This window comes from Ectobacillus panaciterrae DSM 19096 (genome assembly GCF_000430785.1).
Classification (GTDB): domain Bacteria; phylum Bacillota; class Bacilli; order Bacillales; family Bacillaceae_G; genus Ectobacillus; species Ectobacillus panaciterrae.
This window is the reverse complement of the sequence record NZ_KE387248.1, coordinates 15,498-31,248: the sequence shown is the minus strand read 5'-3', so window position 1 is coordinate 31,248 and position 15,751 is coordinate 15,498. Positions and strand designations below refer to the sequence as shown.

The following is a 15,751-nucleotide window of genomic DNA, read 5'->3' as shown; positions in this document are numbered from 1 at the left end:
GAGGCCATCTTTATATGGCAGACTCCTCATGACGGGGATTGGTAGACACAAAAAGGAGTGGAAAACATGGCAACTGAAAAAACATATCCAATGACGCAAGCTGGGAAAGACAAGCTTGAGCAAGAATTAGAATACTTAAAAACGGTAAAGCGCAAAGAAGTAGTAGAGCGTATTAAAATCGCACGCAGCTTTGGCGACCTTTCCGAAAACTCTGAGTATGACGCTGCGAAGGACGAGCAAGCTTTCGTAGAAGGCCGCGTTACGCAAATTGAAAATATGATTCGCAACGCTGTTATTATTGAAGAAAATGTAGAAAATTCTACAACAGTGTCCCTTGGCAAATCCGTCACGTTCGTAGAATTGCCGGACGGTGACGAAGAAACATATACAATTGTGGGAAGTGCAGAGGCAGACCCGTTTGAAGGAAAAATCTCCAACGACTCTCCGATTGCAAGAAGCCTGCTTGGCAAGCAAATCGGCGACCAAGTAATGGTGCAAACACCGGGCGGAGACATGAAGGTTAAAATTGTATCTGTAAAATAAGAACAGCGAAATCGTTGTTTCGCTGCTTCGGCAATTTTGCCGGAATTACATAAACCTTACAGCTCTATGTATGAAACACGTAACACCTCGTCGAAACTGATAGATGAGGTGTTTTTTTATATGATTCGGAAAAAGCGTGTAATCTCCGTACTTATCTGTTTTATCGGAATGATTGGATTGCTGATTGGAAGACTTGTGCAGCTGCAGCTCGTTTCGACAGAATCCTTCTCGAATCAGCATGTGAACCTGTTGGAGAAAAGCGTGGCGCAACGCACCCATTCTGTAGTACTCGATGATGGGAGAGGAAGATTTGTTGACCGCAACGGCGATGCGCTGACAGATGATTACCATCCAAGTTTGATTTTATTTCCCTTTCTTAAAAATATAGAATGGCCTGCACAGAAGCTGGCCGATGTTTTGGGAATTAGTGCACAAGAACTGATCCGGCAGACAGACACCGCTGATACGCCGTTCGTTTTTCAGCACGAAGGAAAAGCTCTGCGTCTGACAGAAGAACAAATGGAGAAGGTTAATAAAATTGGCATTCCAGGAGTTGTAGCAGCTAATGCGAGGATAAAAGGAGAGCAAGTGCTGGCTGAGCATTTAATCGGCATTACGGGTCAAAATGAGACTGAACTCGAAAAACAGTATAGCGATAAGCTTGCAGAAGGAAAAATTACAGAAACAACACCGATTGGCATTTCCGGCTTGCAGCGGTCCTTTGATGAATTTTTACTGACAGATGGAGAGGCAAAGCTTTTGTACCATGTCGACCGGCAGGGAGAGCCGATATTCGGAAAGAATGTAAAGTATACGCGTCCCGCTAATCCGTTCTATCCGGTTGTCATCCAAACGACGATGGATAAATCATTGCAGGCGAAAGCGGAAGAAATCGTCAACGGATCCGGTTTGCAAAAGGGCGGTCTTGTGCTGCTTGATGTGAAAACAAATGAAATTCTATCCCTTGTCAGCAAGCCTTCCTTAAATACAGCTTCAGCCAGCTCTTATCAGGCGGGATCTGCAAATCAAATGCTGATTCCGCAGTTTCCGGGCTCAGTATTTAAAACCGTCATTGCTGCAGCCGCCCTTCATAACGGCCTCGTTACGCCGGGGCGTATGTTTGACTGCAATAGCAATCCGTACGGAGAAGGGACTGCAGAGCACCCTATGGGGATGCTTACATTCGAAGACAGCTTCGCGCGCAGCTGCAATCGCACGTTTGCGGACTTAGGACAGGAGCTTGTTCAAAAGGATAAAAATATGATTGAAAAATATGCAGATATGCTTGGGATGTCAGGAACAGCAGGATGGAAGGGGAATGTCTTTCACTTTTCGGCATTTCGTCAGCTTCCGGAAGAAAAGGAAGGAATCATTTGGGCAGACGAGCGTGATAAAGCTGTCAAAAAAGCAATTGCGCAAACGTCAATCGGCCAGAAGGATGTTCGTCTCTCCCCTCTTGCGGTAGCGAACATGATGGCAACAATCGCCCGCGGCGGAAAACGGATGGAGGTAAAGGCAGTCCGGGAAATCGAATATAAAAATGGAGTACAGCTATATCGGTTTCCAGATCATGAGCAAAAAGGCGAGCAGCTTCCGTCTGAAACGATTAAGCAGGTACAAGAGCTGTTAAGAGGGGTTGTTACGGCGCCGAACGGAACAGGAGCGGCGTATCAAGCGCTGCCGCTCACAGTAGCCGGTAAAACAGGCACTGCTCAAACAGGGAAAGACAATAAAGTTAATCGATGGTTTGCCGCATACTTTCCGTATGAGAATCCTCGATATGCCTTAGTAGCGGTAGACTTAGAAACAGATAAGGCAGATAATCTTCCGAAGCAAATTTTCATGGACTATGTGAAAGCCATTGCCGAGCGGGAGCAGCAAAAAGATATTGAATCGCGTTAACTATGTAACAAATGTTTTTATTTTGTAACAATCCGCATGATTTTCTTCAACCCTGTCAAAATTGATGCTACAATAAAAGGTATGTGAAAACAACGTTGATGGGGGTAGGGATAATGACACAAATTGGAGACGGTTCAAGATTGCAAAATAAGAGACAAAAGCGCCGTAAGGGCATTTTGTTAAATGTATGTATCGGAATCGTCTTGCTTGCTGCTGTCACGGTTGCTTATCAAGTTTTCTTCACTTCTTCCGGAGAAAAGGCAGCGATGCAAAAGAAAACGGAACCGAAGAAGGAAGCGAATAAGGAGTCATCCAAGAAAAAAGAAGAATCGGCAAACAAGAAAGAGGATACGAGCAAGACAGAGGATGTAAAGAAACAAGACGAAGCAAAAGAAAATACTGTGCCGGCAACTAAAACAGAAAACGAGAAAGTAACAATAGAAGGCCAACAGGATCAGAATGTGGCAGAGACATACACAAACCGATCTTGGAAGCCGATCGGAACATCGCAAAGCGAACCGCATACAACAAAGTTTGACTCCTCTTCACAGGACTGGAAAGAGATGACACAATCGATTTCATATGCGTTAAACATTCCAGCTGATACGCTCACGATTCTGTTTCTTGGCAATAATGGCCCGAACAAGGCAATTGGAACAGTGCAAGCAAAGGATACGAAGCAAAAATATAAGGTATATATCGAGTGGGCAGAAAGTAAGGGCTGGCAGCCTACACTCGTACAGAGAATGAAATAAAGAAAGAAGAGCGCTTCTAGAAGGCGCTCTTCTTTTTTAGTTTAAAATGCACAACAGCACTGTAATACGGCCGTTTGCTCTCACGATCGACATGCATTTGATGGGAAACGCTTTTTACTTCCAGCAGCAGCGCCCGATTATGATCAATCTGCTCGTTTACTTTTTTCTCCAATGTAGGCAAATCCGCTGCCTCAAAAAACTCAATTTTGTCCTCTAACATGTCAAAGGAGAAACCCATCTTCATCCCTCTTTCTATATATTCCTTACTTCTAAGTGTAGCAAAGAAAATTGGTAAATTCTATTTTTAATTGCAGATTAGTTGACTTTCTAATGAATCCGGCATATTATACTGATAAATCCGATAAGAAAAAGGGGAATTGACCTGTATGGGAACAGAATTTAATCAACTATTTGATGAATGGGCACATACGTATGACTCCTTTGTTGCGGGGAAAGATGACCAATATAAAGAAGTATTTGCACATTATGATACTATTTTAGATGATGTTGTTACAAAGTCTTCAGGAACTGTGCTGGAATTTGGAGTGGGCACTGGAAACTTAACAAACAAAATGCTTGATGCGGGCTATCGTGTGTATGGGATAGAGCCTTCTAAAGAAATGAGAGCAATTGCGAAGCAGAAACTTCCTAAAGAAGTATCTGTTGCAGATGGAGATTTTTTGAACTTTGAAGTTCCTGAGCAAATCGATACAATCGTGAGCACATATGCCTTTCATCATTTAACGGATGAAGAAAAGCGCATAGCAGTCGAGAAGTATAGTCAATTGCTGAACAAAGGTGGTAAAATAGTGTTTGCTGATACTATATTTGTTGACCGAGAGGCATATGATAAGACTATCCAAGAAGCGATTGCACAAGGGTATAATAACTTGGCAAACGATTTGAAATCGGAATACTACACACTCATTCCGATTATGCAGTCTATCTTTGAAGATAACGGCTTCCATGTAACGTTCTCTCGCTATAACCACTTTGTGTGGATTATGGAGGCCGCTAAGAACTAAGAAAGAGGGATATAATTTGAGAATCGCAGTTATCGGAGCAATGGAAGAAGAAGTGCGCATCCTGCGCGACAAACTAGAAAACGCACAAACAGAAACAGTGGCAGGTTGTGAGTTTACAAAAGGAAATCTGGCAGGACATGAAGTTATCCTGTTGAAATCCGGCATCGGTAAAGTAAATGCAGCGATGTCTACCACGATTTTATTAGAGCGTTATGAGCCTGAAAAGGTAATTAACACAGGCTCTGCCGGAGGATTCCACCATTCCTTGAATGTAGGAGATGTGGTTATTTCAACAGATGTCCGCCATCACGATGTAGATGTGACAGCGTTCAATTATGAATACGGTCAAGTACCGGGCATGCCTGCAACGTTTGAAGCGGACGGGGAGCTTGTAGCACTGGCAGAAAAATGCATGCAAACAGCAGAAGGTGTACAAGCGGTAAAAGGTACAATTGCAACCGGCGATTCTTTTATGAATGACCCTGCGCGTGTAGAATTTATCCGCGGCAAGTTCACAGACTTATATGCGGTAGAGATGGAAGCAGCTGCGGTTGCGCAAGTATGCTATCAATATAAAGTGCCGTTTGTAATCATTCGTGCATTATCCGATATTGCCGGGAAAGAATCTGATGTTTCCTTCGATCAATTCTTGGATAAGGCTGCTCTTCATTCTACAAACTTCATCGTTAAAATGTTAGAAGAGCTGAAGTAAGAGGCGAAGAAGGCAACTGTTTATACAAAAAAATACATACAGTTGTCTTTTTCTTTTTGCCATAAGGAGGATAATAGGATGGATATATATCGCGGGGTTCATGAGCTGATCGGAAATACACCGCTTGTGGAGATTACGCGTTTTGCATTGCCAGAGGGAGTTCGATTATTTGCAAAGCTGGAGTTTTTTAATCCGGGCGGCAGCGTAAAGGATCGATTAGGCAAGCATTTAATACAGGATGCGCTAGCGAAAGGTTTAGTAAAGCAGGGCGGCACGATTATCGAACCGACTGCAGGAAATACCGGAATCGGATTGGCCCTTGCAGCACTGCAATACAATGTAAATGTGGTTGTGTGCGTACCGCAAAAATTCAGCATAGAAAAACAAGAGCTGATGCGTGCGCTTGGCGCAACTGTAGTGAACACGCCGACCGAGAAGGGGATGACGGGGGCGATTGCGAAAGCGAAGGAGCTTTTGCTGGAGATTCCAAATTCATATTGTCCGCAGCAGTTCGCAAATGAAGCAAATCCGAAAACATACTATCATACATTAGGACCAGAGCTTTGGAAACAGATGGACGGACAAATTGACGTCTTTGTTGCAGGGGCAGGTACTGGCGGAACGTTTATGGGAACGGCGAAATATTTGAAAGAACAAAACCCGAATTTAAAAACGGTTATTGTAGAACCGGAAGGCTCCATTTTAAATGGAGGAGAACCGGGGTCGCATCATACAGAAGGTATTGGCATGGAGTTTCTTCCGCCGTTTATGGATAAAGGATATTTTAACAGTATTCATACTATATTGGATATAGACGCGTTCCGATGCGTGAAAGAATTGGCTCGTCATGAAGGTTTGCTTGTAGGCAGTTCTTCCGGAGCAGCATTTCATGCAAGTCTCTTAGAGGCTCAGAACGCAAAGCCGGGCACAAACATTATAACCATTTTCCCTGATAGCAGTGAACGGTATTTAAGTAAAAATATATATAGAGGATGGGAATAAAAATGCGAGCAAAAACAAAGTTAATTCATGGTATTCATATAGGAGATCCTTTAACAGGAGCGGTAACTGTACCGATTTATCAAACGAGTACGTATAAGCAAGAAGCTGTCGGTAAGCATAAAGGCTACGAATATTCCCGCACTGGAAATCCGACACGCAGCGCTTTAGAAGAAACGATAGCGGTTGTGGAAAACGGGCATGCTGGTTTTGCATTCGGTTCCGGTATGGCTGCAATTACAGCGATAATGATGTTGTTCTCAAGCGGCGACCATGTTGTGCTGACAGATGATGTATACGGGGGCACATACCGCGTAATGTCTAAAGTATTGAACCGCTTCGGCCTTGAGCATACATTCGTGGATACAACAAGCTTAGAGGAAGTTGAAGCGGCAATCAAGCCAAACACAAAAGCGATTTACATTGAAACACCGACAAATCCACTTTTAAAAATTACAGATATCCAAAAAGTATCAGAATTGGCGAAGCAACATAATTTATTGACAATTGTAGATAACACGTTCATGACACCGTATTGGCAAACACCGATTTCTTTAGGAGCAGATATTGTCTTGCATAGTGCAACGAAATATTTAGGTGGACACAGTGATGTTGTAGCAGGTGTTGTCGTTGTAAATAACGAACAGCTGGCACAAGACCTGCATTTTGTTCAAAACTCTACAGGCGGCATCCTAGGCCCTCAAGACAGCTTTTTATTGCTGCGCGGTTTGAAGACATTAGGTGTGCGCATGGAAGAGCATGAAGCAAACGCACATGCTATTGTAGAGTTCCTGCAAAATCATCCTAAAGTAAAGAAAGTGTACTATCCAGGTCTTGAACAGCACCCAAATTATGAAACAGCAAAACAGCAAGCAAATGGATTTGGAGCAATCGTTTCCTTCGACGTAGACAGTGAAGAAACATTAACGAACTTGATGAGCAAAGTGAAATACTTTACGCTGGCAGAAAGCCTTGGCGCAGTAGAAAGCTTAATCTCTGTTCCGGCGAAAATGACACACGCATCCATTCCAGTAGAGCGTCGCGCTGAGTTGGGCATTACAGATACGTTGGTTCGTATCTCGATCGGTATCGAAGACGGCGAAGACTTAATTGAAGATTTAGAGCAAGCTTTATCCTAATAGCGAAAGGCACCTGAAAAGGTGTCTTTTTTTAAAGATAATTTATAAAATTATGCGTCGATTCTTCCGTTATTTCCCTGTATTTACAACCTTGTGCTGTTCACAGTACACAACACAAAAGAAGAAGCCTATTTGCTTAATAAAAAGACACAGGTGAGGGCGTCTAAAAGAATTTGACCGTTACTAGACTTGGCAGGCGCACTATGCTCACCTAAAAAGAATAAGTTTTTTGGTTCTGCACCTGAGCAGTCGGCAGCGCTTTTCCTGTACTGGTGGAATTTACTTGATTCATAGAGTACGAGAATATGTTATAGTGGTATATATGGAGAGTGGTACAGATGAAGCACATGCAGCATAAGATTGCTGATTACATTCGTTTTGGTCAAGTATTGCTCGCGCTAAGCACGATTCTCATGCTCGGATTGTTAATTCCAAACGGTGAAAAAGAAATGATGCAGCTATATGTGATGATAGGTGCAATTGTTGCCTTTTTAGGAGGTTCGTTTTTCTTCTTCTTCCGTGCCAAAAAAATTCGTGAGAAGATGGATGATTTAGAGCAAGAGCAAGCTCAATAATATAGATACAGCCCCTTGGATATTCCGAGGGGCTTTTTGTATAAATAGGTTTCAGGCTGAAAATCCTACACTGGGAGTGTAACAAAATGAAAAACTTCCTATTTCAGACATCCTTTGTATGCTCCTCTTGTATTGGATGAGATGCTAATTCATTTCCAGTGTGAAATCACCGGATTGTGTTTCTACTTTTACAGCTGGTCCCCCAGAGCCGATAGAGGCGCGAAGGTGATGCTCCGATTTTTCTTCGTACTGCAGCTGCGGTCCTTCTACGTGATTAGAGCCAGAGCTGCTTGTAACATCGAGCGTCATGGCTTCTGGTTCCGTCATAACTAATAAGGAAACATCGCCGCTGCCGCTTTTTATAGTCAAATCGTGAAGTAATTTTTTCGTTTTTAAAGAAAAGTCACCAGATTGTGTATGACCCATTACTTTTCCTTTTAGTTCACGAAGCTTCACATCGCCAGAAGAGGAGATGATATCAGAATTCTCACTCTGGATGAAATCGGCTATTATATCACCTGATTTCGTTTGGATATGCATTTCTTTGCTGCTGGCAGAGGTAAGTGCCACATCGCCGCTGCTTGCTGTGGCTTCAAGCTTTTCTCCCTTTATATTTTTTAAGCGAATATCTCCCGAGTCTGCAGTCAGCAGCAGCTGTTTTGCTTCTAACCCGTCTCCCGTTATATCGCCGGACGATGTTTTAATTTTTAGCGAGTCATAGGCTCTTCTTGGGACTTGCACATCAATTCTAACATCACTCATATAAAAGCCGATAGAGAATGCTTTTTTTTCTTTTACCTGAACTTGTATTGTGTTGCCGGATTGCGCCAATTCCAGCTTATATTGATCTTTAAACTTTTTAGAAGCTCTTCCATTCAGATTTACAATAACTTGTTCTTGGTTGTCGTTTGGGATAATATGTACATCGACAGAAGTTGTTTCAATCTGTATGTTTTTTACTGGTGCAGCGTTTGCCGTTTTAGATGCATTTACTTGTTGGATATTCGTTGACATGGCTGCAATCTCTTCAAAGAAGAAAAAATACGCAATCCAACCAGCCAATCCGAGAAAGGCAAGTCCAAGCATCACTCTTGCAATCGTTTTCAATTGAGTCCCCCGCTTTCGAATACGATGAATATTGTAATGAATAAAAAGGCAGAATGTTTTTAATATTGATATACTTAAATTTTACAACAGGCGATTCTCTTAGTAAACGTAAAGATACAAGAATTAAACATAAGCGATATTGTCTGAATCATATACAAGTGAATAAAAAAACCGTTGATAGTGGAGATAGATCATCCGGCGGCGTGCGGAAGCGGTTAAACCTTTGTAGTGGTTCATGCAAGGGTAAACCAGAGAGAAGAAGCATGCAATACTCCCTTTTGGTTGCACATAGCACATGGAAATGTCGAAATTATCATTCACTCATATACAGTTTATTTTTTCAGAAAGATGTTATGATAATTTTTTATTTTGCCTATTTTCATTTGATTGATGAAAATATTGACATAAAGTTCTTTTTATGGAAAAATTGAAAACGATATACAATTTTCGTGTACTATTAATATAAAAATATCTCACTTTAAGAGAATGGCCGCAGTGATAAAAGATAAGCCATGTGACGCACATGGCTTTTTGTATGCAAAAATACTGGCGTTTATAATAGAAAGGAATTACTTTATGAAGAATGTACATCGAACGATGCGCAACATTTTAAAAGGGCTGAAAAGTGAAGATCCGGAAGTACGGCTAGAAGCAATTGATATTTTGCAAAATATGCATGAACCAAGCATAGACATACGGATTTTATTAGATATGATTGAAGAGGCGGCAGCTAGATTTCCAGAGCCGACAGCGGAATGGGACGATCCTAGCGCTCAAATTCTTGCTTTTGTATGTCAATACACAGATGCATCTTTCATTCGTCCACTTGTGAAACACTATTCATTCTTTAGTCCAATTGGGCAGGATTTTGCAGTTTCATATTTGTGCCGAGTTGGACCAGATCTTGGCGGTTATGCTTTTATTGAAATGCTGGAAACGTATCTGCCAAAAAATCAAGTGAACATTCCGCTAGAGGATGTGCTGCAGCAGCCGGCATGGATTCCGCAGCTGTTCCCGAAATTTATATCTTACTTGGATCACCCGAATTATTCATTTGCTTTCTATCGTCTATTGGACTTTGGTCTAGAAGCAGGCACTCTTCAAGTAAAGTATGCTGATGAAGTGCTGCCGCGTTTATTGCGTGACTATAAGCAGGCTAAGGAAGCTGTTCAAAAGTATGATCAGGATTATCAAACATCCTTCGTATATCATGCGTGGAGAGGCTCATACCTATTAGCGCGTGCCGATTTATGCTTGTTCTTACATCTCATGCGCTATTACTATAATGATGAAATTGAGAAGGAGCTGCAAGAGGCTTTAGTGCTTCATGATCCGATTATTCGCACATACACTGCAGTTTCATTGCTTTATGCAGGAAAAGTTCTTAGGCCTGAAGTTCTTTTTTCTTGTGCGCAAAATCTCGAATCTTGTTCCGTGTTATATGAGGAGCTGGAGCGAAACAATAAAGAGCATTTATATCCAATCCAGCAAAACAAACAGTATGATTTTGCGAAAAGTCATTTGTTTTACTATCTGATTGACCATGAAGAATACGGCGCAGCGGCAGCCGATATAGAAATTGCTCATATCCATCATACAACAAACTATTACGGTCAAGGTATTATATACTACTTAATGAAATATCGTTCCGCTCACCCTGATTGGACGGATAAGGGCTGGCTGACAGCTTGGGTCGGCGGCTATGCCGACGAAGTGCCAGACGGCCTTGCGATATGGGATGGAACATATACGGAATTTGTTCCATTCGAGAGCCGCTCTATAGATGAGCATGTGCGTATCTTTAACGAAAAACGCACACAGGAGCGTCAAGAGAGCGAAGAAGCTTTATACTACGAAGCAAAGGAAAAAATGCCGTGGGTGACATATTATCTTATCTTTTTTACAGTGTATCGCTGGTACAGAGCACTGCAAGATCCAGCTGATCTGGTACTGCTCGGCATAACAGGCGCGCTTACGCTGTATGTGGCATGGAAAGTTTGGCACAGCTATTTGCTGCGCAAGCACACAGTTGTGCACATAAAAGGACATTCAATTCAGTATACGCATCAAGGTCAAAGCGTTTCTCAGCCTCTCCACGAAATACGCTCCATTACAATGGAGAAAAGAAAATGGCGAAAAACAGAGGGTCGTGCGTTTTACACATGGCGCACAAAATATATCGTGTTTACAGATAAGCAAGGAAATGAGTGCCTTGCAATTCCAGCTGAGTATGTAAATGAGGCTAGGCTGCTGTATGCGATTCAAGAATTAACGGAGCACCTCGCAGAGCCTCCGCATATCTTAATGAAAGAGTAAGAAGGAAAGCCGCCATTAGAGCGGCTTTCTTTTGTTTTAGGAATTTTGCTGTACGGAACTCTTTGATAATTATTATCAATTATGTTGCGGTGTATTTCATAGAGGATTTCTTTTCTAATGATGAAGAGATTCCTCGCCAGCATTTGAATAGCTTTTAATTTAAATTCTCTTGAATAGTTCGCGCATGTTCTTCGTTTTTTCTCCATAGAAAATCCCCCTTAGGTAAGACACTACTGTCTTTTTAACGGTGTGTCTACCTAAGGGGGATAATATCAAATTCCTCTGTCTCTTTACGTTATAGACAACTTCTTTTTTAATGATGAAATGGACCTGATGGTTTTGGAATGCCTGCTGTGTCATTGTCATCATTGCCGAGATCGTCATCAAAGTCGTATGTTATTACCATTTCGCTTCGAAGCTCATCACCAGATGCGAAAATTTTTCCTTTGAAGTGGTTGGTATCTTTACCATGAACGTCATTCGTCCTTGTTTCACTGGAAGTAGATCCAGCAGTGTTGAATCTGTTATCTCCTAACGAGTCGTTTGATTGTTTTTTCATCATACACCTCCTGGTTGAGATAGGTGTAGTATGCCCGGATTCGAGGGATTCCATGAGGGATACCAGCCTTCCTTTTGGTTGCACATAGCATATGGAAATGTCGAAATTATAATTCACTCATATATAGTTTAAGCAAAAATTAAGGGATGTATCCTACACTAACATTACTTCTTTCTTTTCTATATCGAAAAATCTGTTGGAGTAAATAAAAAACTAACTATATACAGCTGAATAAAAAAGCCGTCTTTTTATAGTGGGGAAAGAGCCTCCGGCGGAGCATAGAAGCGGTCAAACCCTTTTCCTGCCCCATACAAGGGCAAACCATAGAGAGGAAGCGCGGGCAGGCTGCCTTTTGTTCTGTATAGCAGCGGTCAAACCTTTGTAGTGGTTCATGCAAGGGTAAACCAGAGAGAAGAATACAATATTTCCTTTTGGTTGCACATAGCACATGGAAATGTCGAAATTATAATTCACTCATATATAGATGGTTTCGTATTAGGCACAAGTAAAATGAAAGAATAAGAGGAACTGGCTATGATGACTAAAATAATAGGTTTGTTAGCTACGCCCATAATAGGAATTTCCTTGTTTCAAATGCATACAACGGTCCCGAAACCAAAGGCAATAACGACAGTAAGTACCATACCTATTACACACTATCAACTTCAATCAATAACGAAGTGGATATTAGATGTTCCGCATATTCAGCAGTTGCCAGAGTTGCCTAGGGGGTGTGAGGTAACCAGCCTAGCTATGTTATTGCAGGATGCGGGTGTACATGTTGACAAGGTAGAATTGGCAAATAAATTAAGAGTATTACCTTATCGAGATTCGAATGGGGTATATGGAAATATGCATGAAGGATTTGTTGGGGATATGTATCACCTAGATACAGGTGGTATAGGTGTATTTGCGGAACCTATCTACAACTTAGGAAAACAGTACTTGGGAAATCGATTGATTAATTTAACAAAGCAGCCTGTTTCCGCTATATACGATGCTATTGAAAATGGAAGTCCTGTATGGGTTATTACAACCTCAACGTTTAGTCCTCTTCAAGATAGTGATTTTCTTACTTGGAATACATCACAAGGACAAATGAAAGTGACGTATCGGCAGCACAGCGTAGTGGTAACTGGATTTGACCCAGACTATGTTTACGTAAATGATCCCTTATCTGATACCCCTAATACCCGTGTTAATCGGAAGTTATTTGAGGAAGCTTGGATTCAAATGGGAAGTCAGGCAATTGCTTATTCTTCATAAGGTTCACATTTTATAGAGGGTAATATATAAATGCAACTAAAAAAATCGACAAAAAAACGAAAACCTTTATACAATTTCTGCATGAGACGTTTTACGCGTTAAGCAAAATCAAGTAATAAAGAAGAAACAGACGGTTCCCGTTACGGACCGCTGTTCACTCTGTATGATCTCGTTCCTTTTATGACCTTCTTGCCGACAGGATGCGGACATTCATAATACAATGCAATGATGGGGATTTACGATAACATTATATAAAATAAAAAGCGGTCTTCTAAACGAAGGCCGCTTTTTATTTTACAAAAAAACCATTGTAAATATTGTGTTAATAATCTATAATTTCTGATAATTACATAATTTCATTTTTAGGAATGTTTATTCCGAATTTCGGAACGGAGGATATTATGAGCCGTAACAAGACAATCGTAAAATCAATGGATGTGCTTCATTTGTTTTATAATCATGAATACTTGACACTGCATGAAATGACGGAGCTTTCGGGCATTCCTAAAACGTCTGTTCATAGATTGGCAGGGTCGCTCGAAGAGATGGGGTTTTTAGAGAGGACAGAAGAAGGAAAATATACGCTCGGACTTTTATTTTTGCGCTTCGGACAATTGGTTTCAGAGCGTCTGGATTTGCCGAAGATTGCACGCGCGCATATGAAAAAGCTTCGTGATGAGCTTGGAGAAGCGGTGAATCTCATTGTTCGTGACGGCAATGAAGCAGTTTACATCGATAAGCTGGAGGGGGTACAGTCTGTTCGTGTGTATACAGCGATGGGAAGACGAGCACCGTTGTATGCCGGAGCATGTCCCCGTATTCTGTTGGCTTATTTGCCGAAAGAACAGCAAACGCAATTTCTCGATGAGGCGGATATGGTTCCCTATGCCAAGGGGACGATTACTGAGCGAAGTACATTAGAAACAATGCTGGAAGAGACGAGAGAAAAAGGGTATGCAATCAGTTATTCGGAGCTTGAAAATCATTCGGCAGCTATTGCCTGTCCTATTTTTGCAAGTGACGGTACAGTTGTTGCGGGATTAAGCATATCGGGGGTAGAAGCGCATTACACCGAAGAAAATATGCCGCGTTTCATACAAAGCGTTCGGCAAGCAGCGTATGCAATTTCCAGAGACCTTGGATGGAGAGGGAAAGAGAGATGTTGATGAAACCGTTGGGGGATGCTGCTGTGAGTATTTCCTTTGGAGAGAAAGTTTGCTTGGAAACGTACGGAAAGGTGCAAGCTGTTTTTCAATATTTAAAAGCCGGTTCGTTTCCCGGCATGATTGAATGTGTCCCGTCTTATACATCGGTAACAGTATTCTACAATCCGTATTTGCTTATAAAACTTCACGGTAAAAGAACAAATCCTTATGAGTTTGTGTGTACTTATCTTTCTTCTATTGCGGAAAAGGTAGAGCCGGTACTTCCGAAAGAAGAAGAAATCGTATCAATTCCAGTTTGTTACGGAGGAGATTACGGACCTGACTTGGAGGATGTCGCGTCTTATAACGGACTTAGCAAGGAAGAGGTTATACGATTTCATAGCGAACCGCTGTATTTAGTATATATGCTCGGATTTGCCCCTGGTTTTCCGTATTTAGGAGGTATGCCGAAGGAAATCGCCGCTCCTAGAAGAAGAACGCCGCGACTGCGCGTTCCATCCGGTTCTGTCGGAATCGGCGGCAGCCAGACCGGTATTTATTCGCTAGAAACGCCGGGAGGGTGGAATATTATCGGGCGGACGCCGTTAGCCTTGTTTCAGCCGGAGTGCGATGAGCCAACCCTTTTGCAAGCGGGCACATACTTACGTTTTGTCCCTATAACCGAAGAAGCGTTCGACAACTGGAAGGAATGTGACATATGAGCATAGAGATTATTCATCCCGGCATGTTCACAACAATACAAGATGCTGGGAGAAGAGGATATCGGCAATATGGTGTGAGTACAAGCGGTGCATTAGATTCATTTTCTTTTCGAACGGCCAACCTCTTGGCAGGAAATGCGGAAGGTGAAGCTTGTTTGGAAAGTATAATGGCCGGCTTGAAACTTCATTTTCATGAAACAGTTTTATTTGCAGTATGCGGTGCAGATGTGGAGGCTATCATGGATGATCGGATTGTGCCCTTATGGAGGCCGGTTGCAGCAAGGAAAGGAGCAACTTTGTCGATTCGATCCATCCGTTCCGGCTGCCGGGCGTATATTGCATTTGCTGGAGGGCTTAATGTTCCGCGAGTTATGAACAGCCGCAGCACATATATACAAGGAAGGATAGGCGGAACAGACGGACGTGTCTTAAGAAAAGGAGACATTCTCCAGACAGGCACACCTGGCGTTTGGGCGATGAATCAGCGGCAAGAGCTGCTGAAGGATGGAAAAATGGCAGCCACGTGGGGCGTGTTCTCTCCTTTTACTGAAAAAAGAGAACTTACTTCGATTCGAGTTTTGAGAGGCTGTGAGTATGAACAGTTTACAGAAGAATCGCAGAGACTCTTTTGGAATGACTCATATACTATTTCACGAGACGCAAATCGTATGGGATATAGAACGGAAGGAGAAGCTTTAGCACTCCGTCAGCCGCGTGACATATTGTCAGATGCCGTAACGGAAGGGGTCATTCAGGTTCCGCCAGACGGCAAACCTATTATTCTATTAGCAGATTGCCAAACGACAGGAGGATACCCAAGAATCGGAACGGTTATCTCTGTTGACCTCCCCTTGCTTGGACAAATGCGGCCTGGGGAGAGAATCAGGTTTTCGGAAGCGACGATACAGGAAGCGCAGCGATTATATATAGAGCGTGAAAGCTATTTTGCTTGTCTCAAAAAAATGATATTGCTGCAGTGATAAAGG

16 protein-coding genes are annotated in these 15,751 nt (G+C 42.2%); 13 read left to right on the top strand and 3 right to left on the bottom strand.

Going from position 1 to position 15,751, the window contains the following annotated elements; translation table 11 throughout:
• Nucleotides 1-66 precede the first annotated feature (66 nt).
• The 3 genes from greA to H540_RS0124935 all read left to right on the top strand — a co-directional run bounded on the left by greA (nucleotide 67) and on the right by H540_RS0124935 (nucleotide 3,200).
• Nucleotides 67-543, top strand: coding sequence for a transcription elongation factor GreA (greA, locus tag H540_RS0124945; protein WP_028402878.1), 477 nt, complete (start codon nucleotides 67-69; stop codon nucleotides 541-543).
• Nucleotides 544-663: 120 nt separating this feature from the next.
• A complete protein-coding gene (locus H540_RS0124940) occupies nucleotides 664-2,445 on the top strand; it encodes a peptidoglycan D,D-transpeptidase FtsI family protein (protein ID WP_028402877.1) in 1,782 nt (593 codons plus the stop codon).
• A 113-nt stretch (nucleotides 2,446-2,558) separates the two neighbouring features.
• Complete coding sequence (locus tag H540_RS0124935) at nucleotides 2,559-3,200, top strand: YrrS family protein (RefSeq protein ID WP_034671920.1); 642 nt, start codon at nucleotides 2,559-2,561, stop codon at nucleotides 3,198-3,200.
• A 16-nt stretch (nucleotides 3,201-3,216) separates the two neighbouring features.
• Here the strand turns inward: H540_RS0124935 and H540_RS0124930 are convergent, their stop codons facing one another.
• Nucleotides 3,217-3,438 (bottom strand): YrzA family protein, encoded by a 222-nt coding sequence (locus tag H540_RS0124930; protein WP_028402875.1) that lies wholly within the window; start codon nucleotides 3,436-3,438, stop codon nucleotides 3,217-3,219.
• A 148-nt stretch (nucleotides 3,439-3,586) separates the two neighbouring features.
• Here H540_RS0124930 and H540_RS0124925 point away from each other — a divergent pair, with 148 nt between their 5' ends.
• The 5 genes from H540_RS0124925 to H540_RS0124905 all read left to right on the top strand — a co-directional run bounded on the left by H540_RS0124925 (nucleotide 3,587) and on the right by H540_RS0124905 (nucleotide 7,650).
• On the top strand, nucleotides 3,587-4,225 hold the full coding sequence (locus H540_RS0124925; protein ID WP_028402874.1) for a class I SAM-dependent methyltransferase: 639 nt from the start codon (nucleotides 3,587-3,589) through the stop codon (nucleotides 4,223-4,225).
• A 16-nt stretch (nucleotides 4,226-4,241) separates the two neighbouring features.
• Complete coding sequence (gene mtnN, locus H540_RS0124920) at nucleotides 4,242-4,937, top strand: 5'-methylthioadenosine/S-adenosylhomocysteine nucleosidase (RefSeq protein ID WP_028402873.1); 696 nt, start codon at nucleotides 4,242-4,244, stop codon at nucleotides 4,935-4,937.
• Between the two features lie 78 nt (nucleotides 4,938-5,015).
• Entirely contained in the window at nucleotides 5,016-5,939 is a 924-nt protein-coding gene (locus H540_RS0124915; RefSeq protein ID WP_028402872.1) for a PLP-dependent cysteine synthase family protein, read from the top strand.
• A gap of 2 nt (nucleotides 5,940-5,941) precedes the next feature.
• Nucleotides 5,942-7,075, top strand: coding sequence for a bifunctional cystathionine gamma-lyase/homocysteine desulfhydrase (locus H540_RS0124910; protein ID WP_028402871.1), 1,134 nt, complete (start codon nucleotides 5,942-5,944; stop codon nucleotides 7,073-7,075).
• Nucleotides 7,076-7,413: 338 nt separating this feature from the next.
• On the top strand, nucleotides 7,414-7,650 hold the full coding sequence (locus H540_RS0124905) for a YrhC family protein (RefSeq protein ID WP_028402870.1): 237 nt from the start codon (nucleotides 7,414-7,416) through the stop codon (nucleotides 7,648-7,650).
• Between the two features lie 144 nt (nucleotides 7,651-7,794).
• Here H540_RS0124905 and H540_RS0124900 read toward each other — a convergent pair whose 3' ends face one another.
• Nucleotides 7,795-8,757 carry a DUF4097 family beta strand repeat-containing protein gene (locus tag H540_RS0124900; protein ID WP_028402869.1) on the bottom strand — a complete coding sequence of 321 codons (963 nt, stop codon included), beginning with the start codon at nucleotides 8,755-8,757 and terminating at the stop codon, nucleotides 7,795-7,797.
• A gap of 576 nt (nucleotides 8,758-9,333) precedes the next feature.
• Here H540_RS0124900 and H540_RS0124895 point away from each other — a divergent pair.
• Entirely contained in the window at nucleotides 9,334-11,073 is a 1,740-nt protein-coding gene (locus H540_RS0124895) for a hypothetical protein (protein WP_155891144.1), read from the top strand.
• Nucleotides 11,074-11,386: 313 nt separating this feature from the next.
• On the opposite strand, the gene H540_RS0124890 is transcribed toward H540_RS0124895, so the two are convergent.
• Complete coding sequence (locus H540_RS0124890; RefSeq protein ID WP_028402867.1) at nucleotides 11,387-11,632, bottom strand: hypothetical protein; 246 nt, start codon at nucleotides 11,630-11,632, stop codon at nucleotides 11,387-11,389.
• A 534-nt stretch (nucleotides 11,633-12,166) separates the two neighbouring features.
• On the opposite strand from H540_RS0124890, the gene H540_RS30870 reads away from it, so the two are divergent.
• The 4 genes from H540_RS30870 (at nucleotide 12,167) to H540_RS0124870 (ending at nucleotide 15,745) form a co-directional block, all read left to right on the top strand.
• Nucleotides 12,167-12,898: a C39 family peptidase gene (locus tag H540_RS30870; RefSeq protein WP_051317273.1), complete on the top strand. Its 732-nt coding sequence runs from the start codon at nucleotides 12,167-12,169 to the stop codon at nucleotides 12,896-12,898.
• Nucleotides 12,899-13,299: 401 nt separating this feature from the next.
• The gene (locus H540_RS0124880; protein ID WP_028402866.1) at nucleotides 13,300-14,064 is read left to right on the top strand and encodes an IclR family transcriptional regulator; all 765 of its coding nucleotides are present in this window, start codon (nucleotides 13,300-13,302) and stop codon (nucleotides 14,062-14,064) included.
• Nucleotides 14,058-14,765: a 5-oxoprolinase subunit PxpB gene (pxpB, locus tag H540_RS0124875; RefSeq protein WP_028402865.1), complete on the top strand. Its 708-nt coding sequence runs from the start codon at nucleotides 14,058-14,060 to the stop codon at nucleotides 14,763-14,765. Before H540_RS0124880 ends, pxpB begins: the two co-directional genes overlap by 7 nt.
• The gene (locus tag H540_RS0124870; RefSeq protein WP_028402864.1) at nucleotides 14,762-15,745 is read left to right on the top strand and encodes a 5-oxoprolinase subunit C family protein; all 984 of its coding nucleotides are present in this window, start codon (nucleotides 14,762-14,764) and stop codon (nucleotides 15,743-15,745) included. Before pxpB ends, H540_RS0124870 begins: the two co-directional genes overlap by 4 nt.
• Nucleotides 15,746-15,751: the final 6 nt, after the last annotated feature.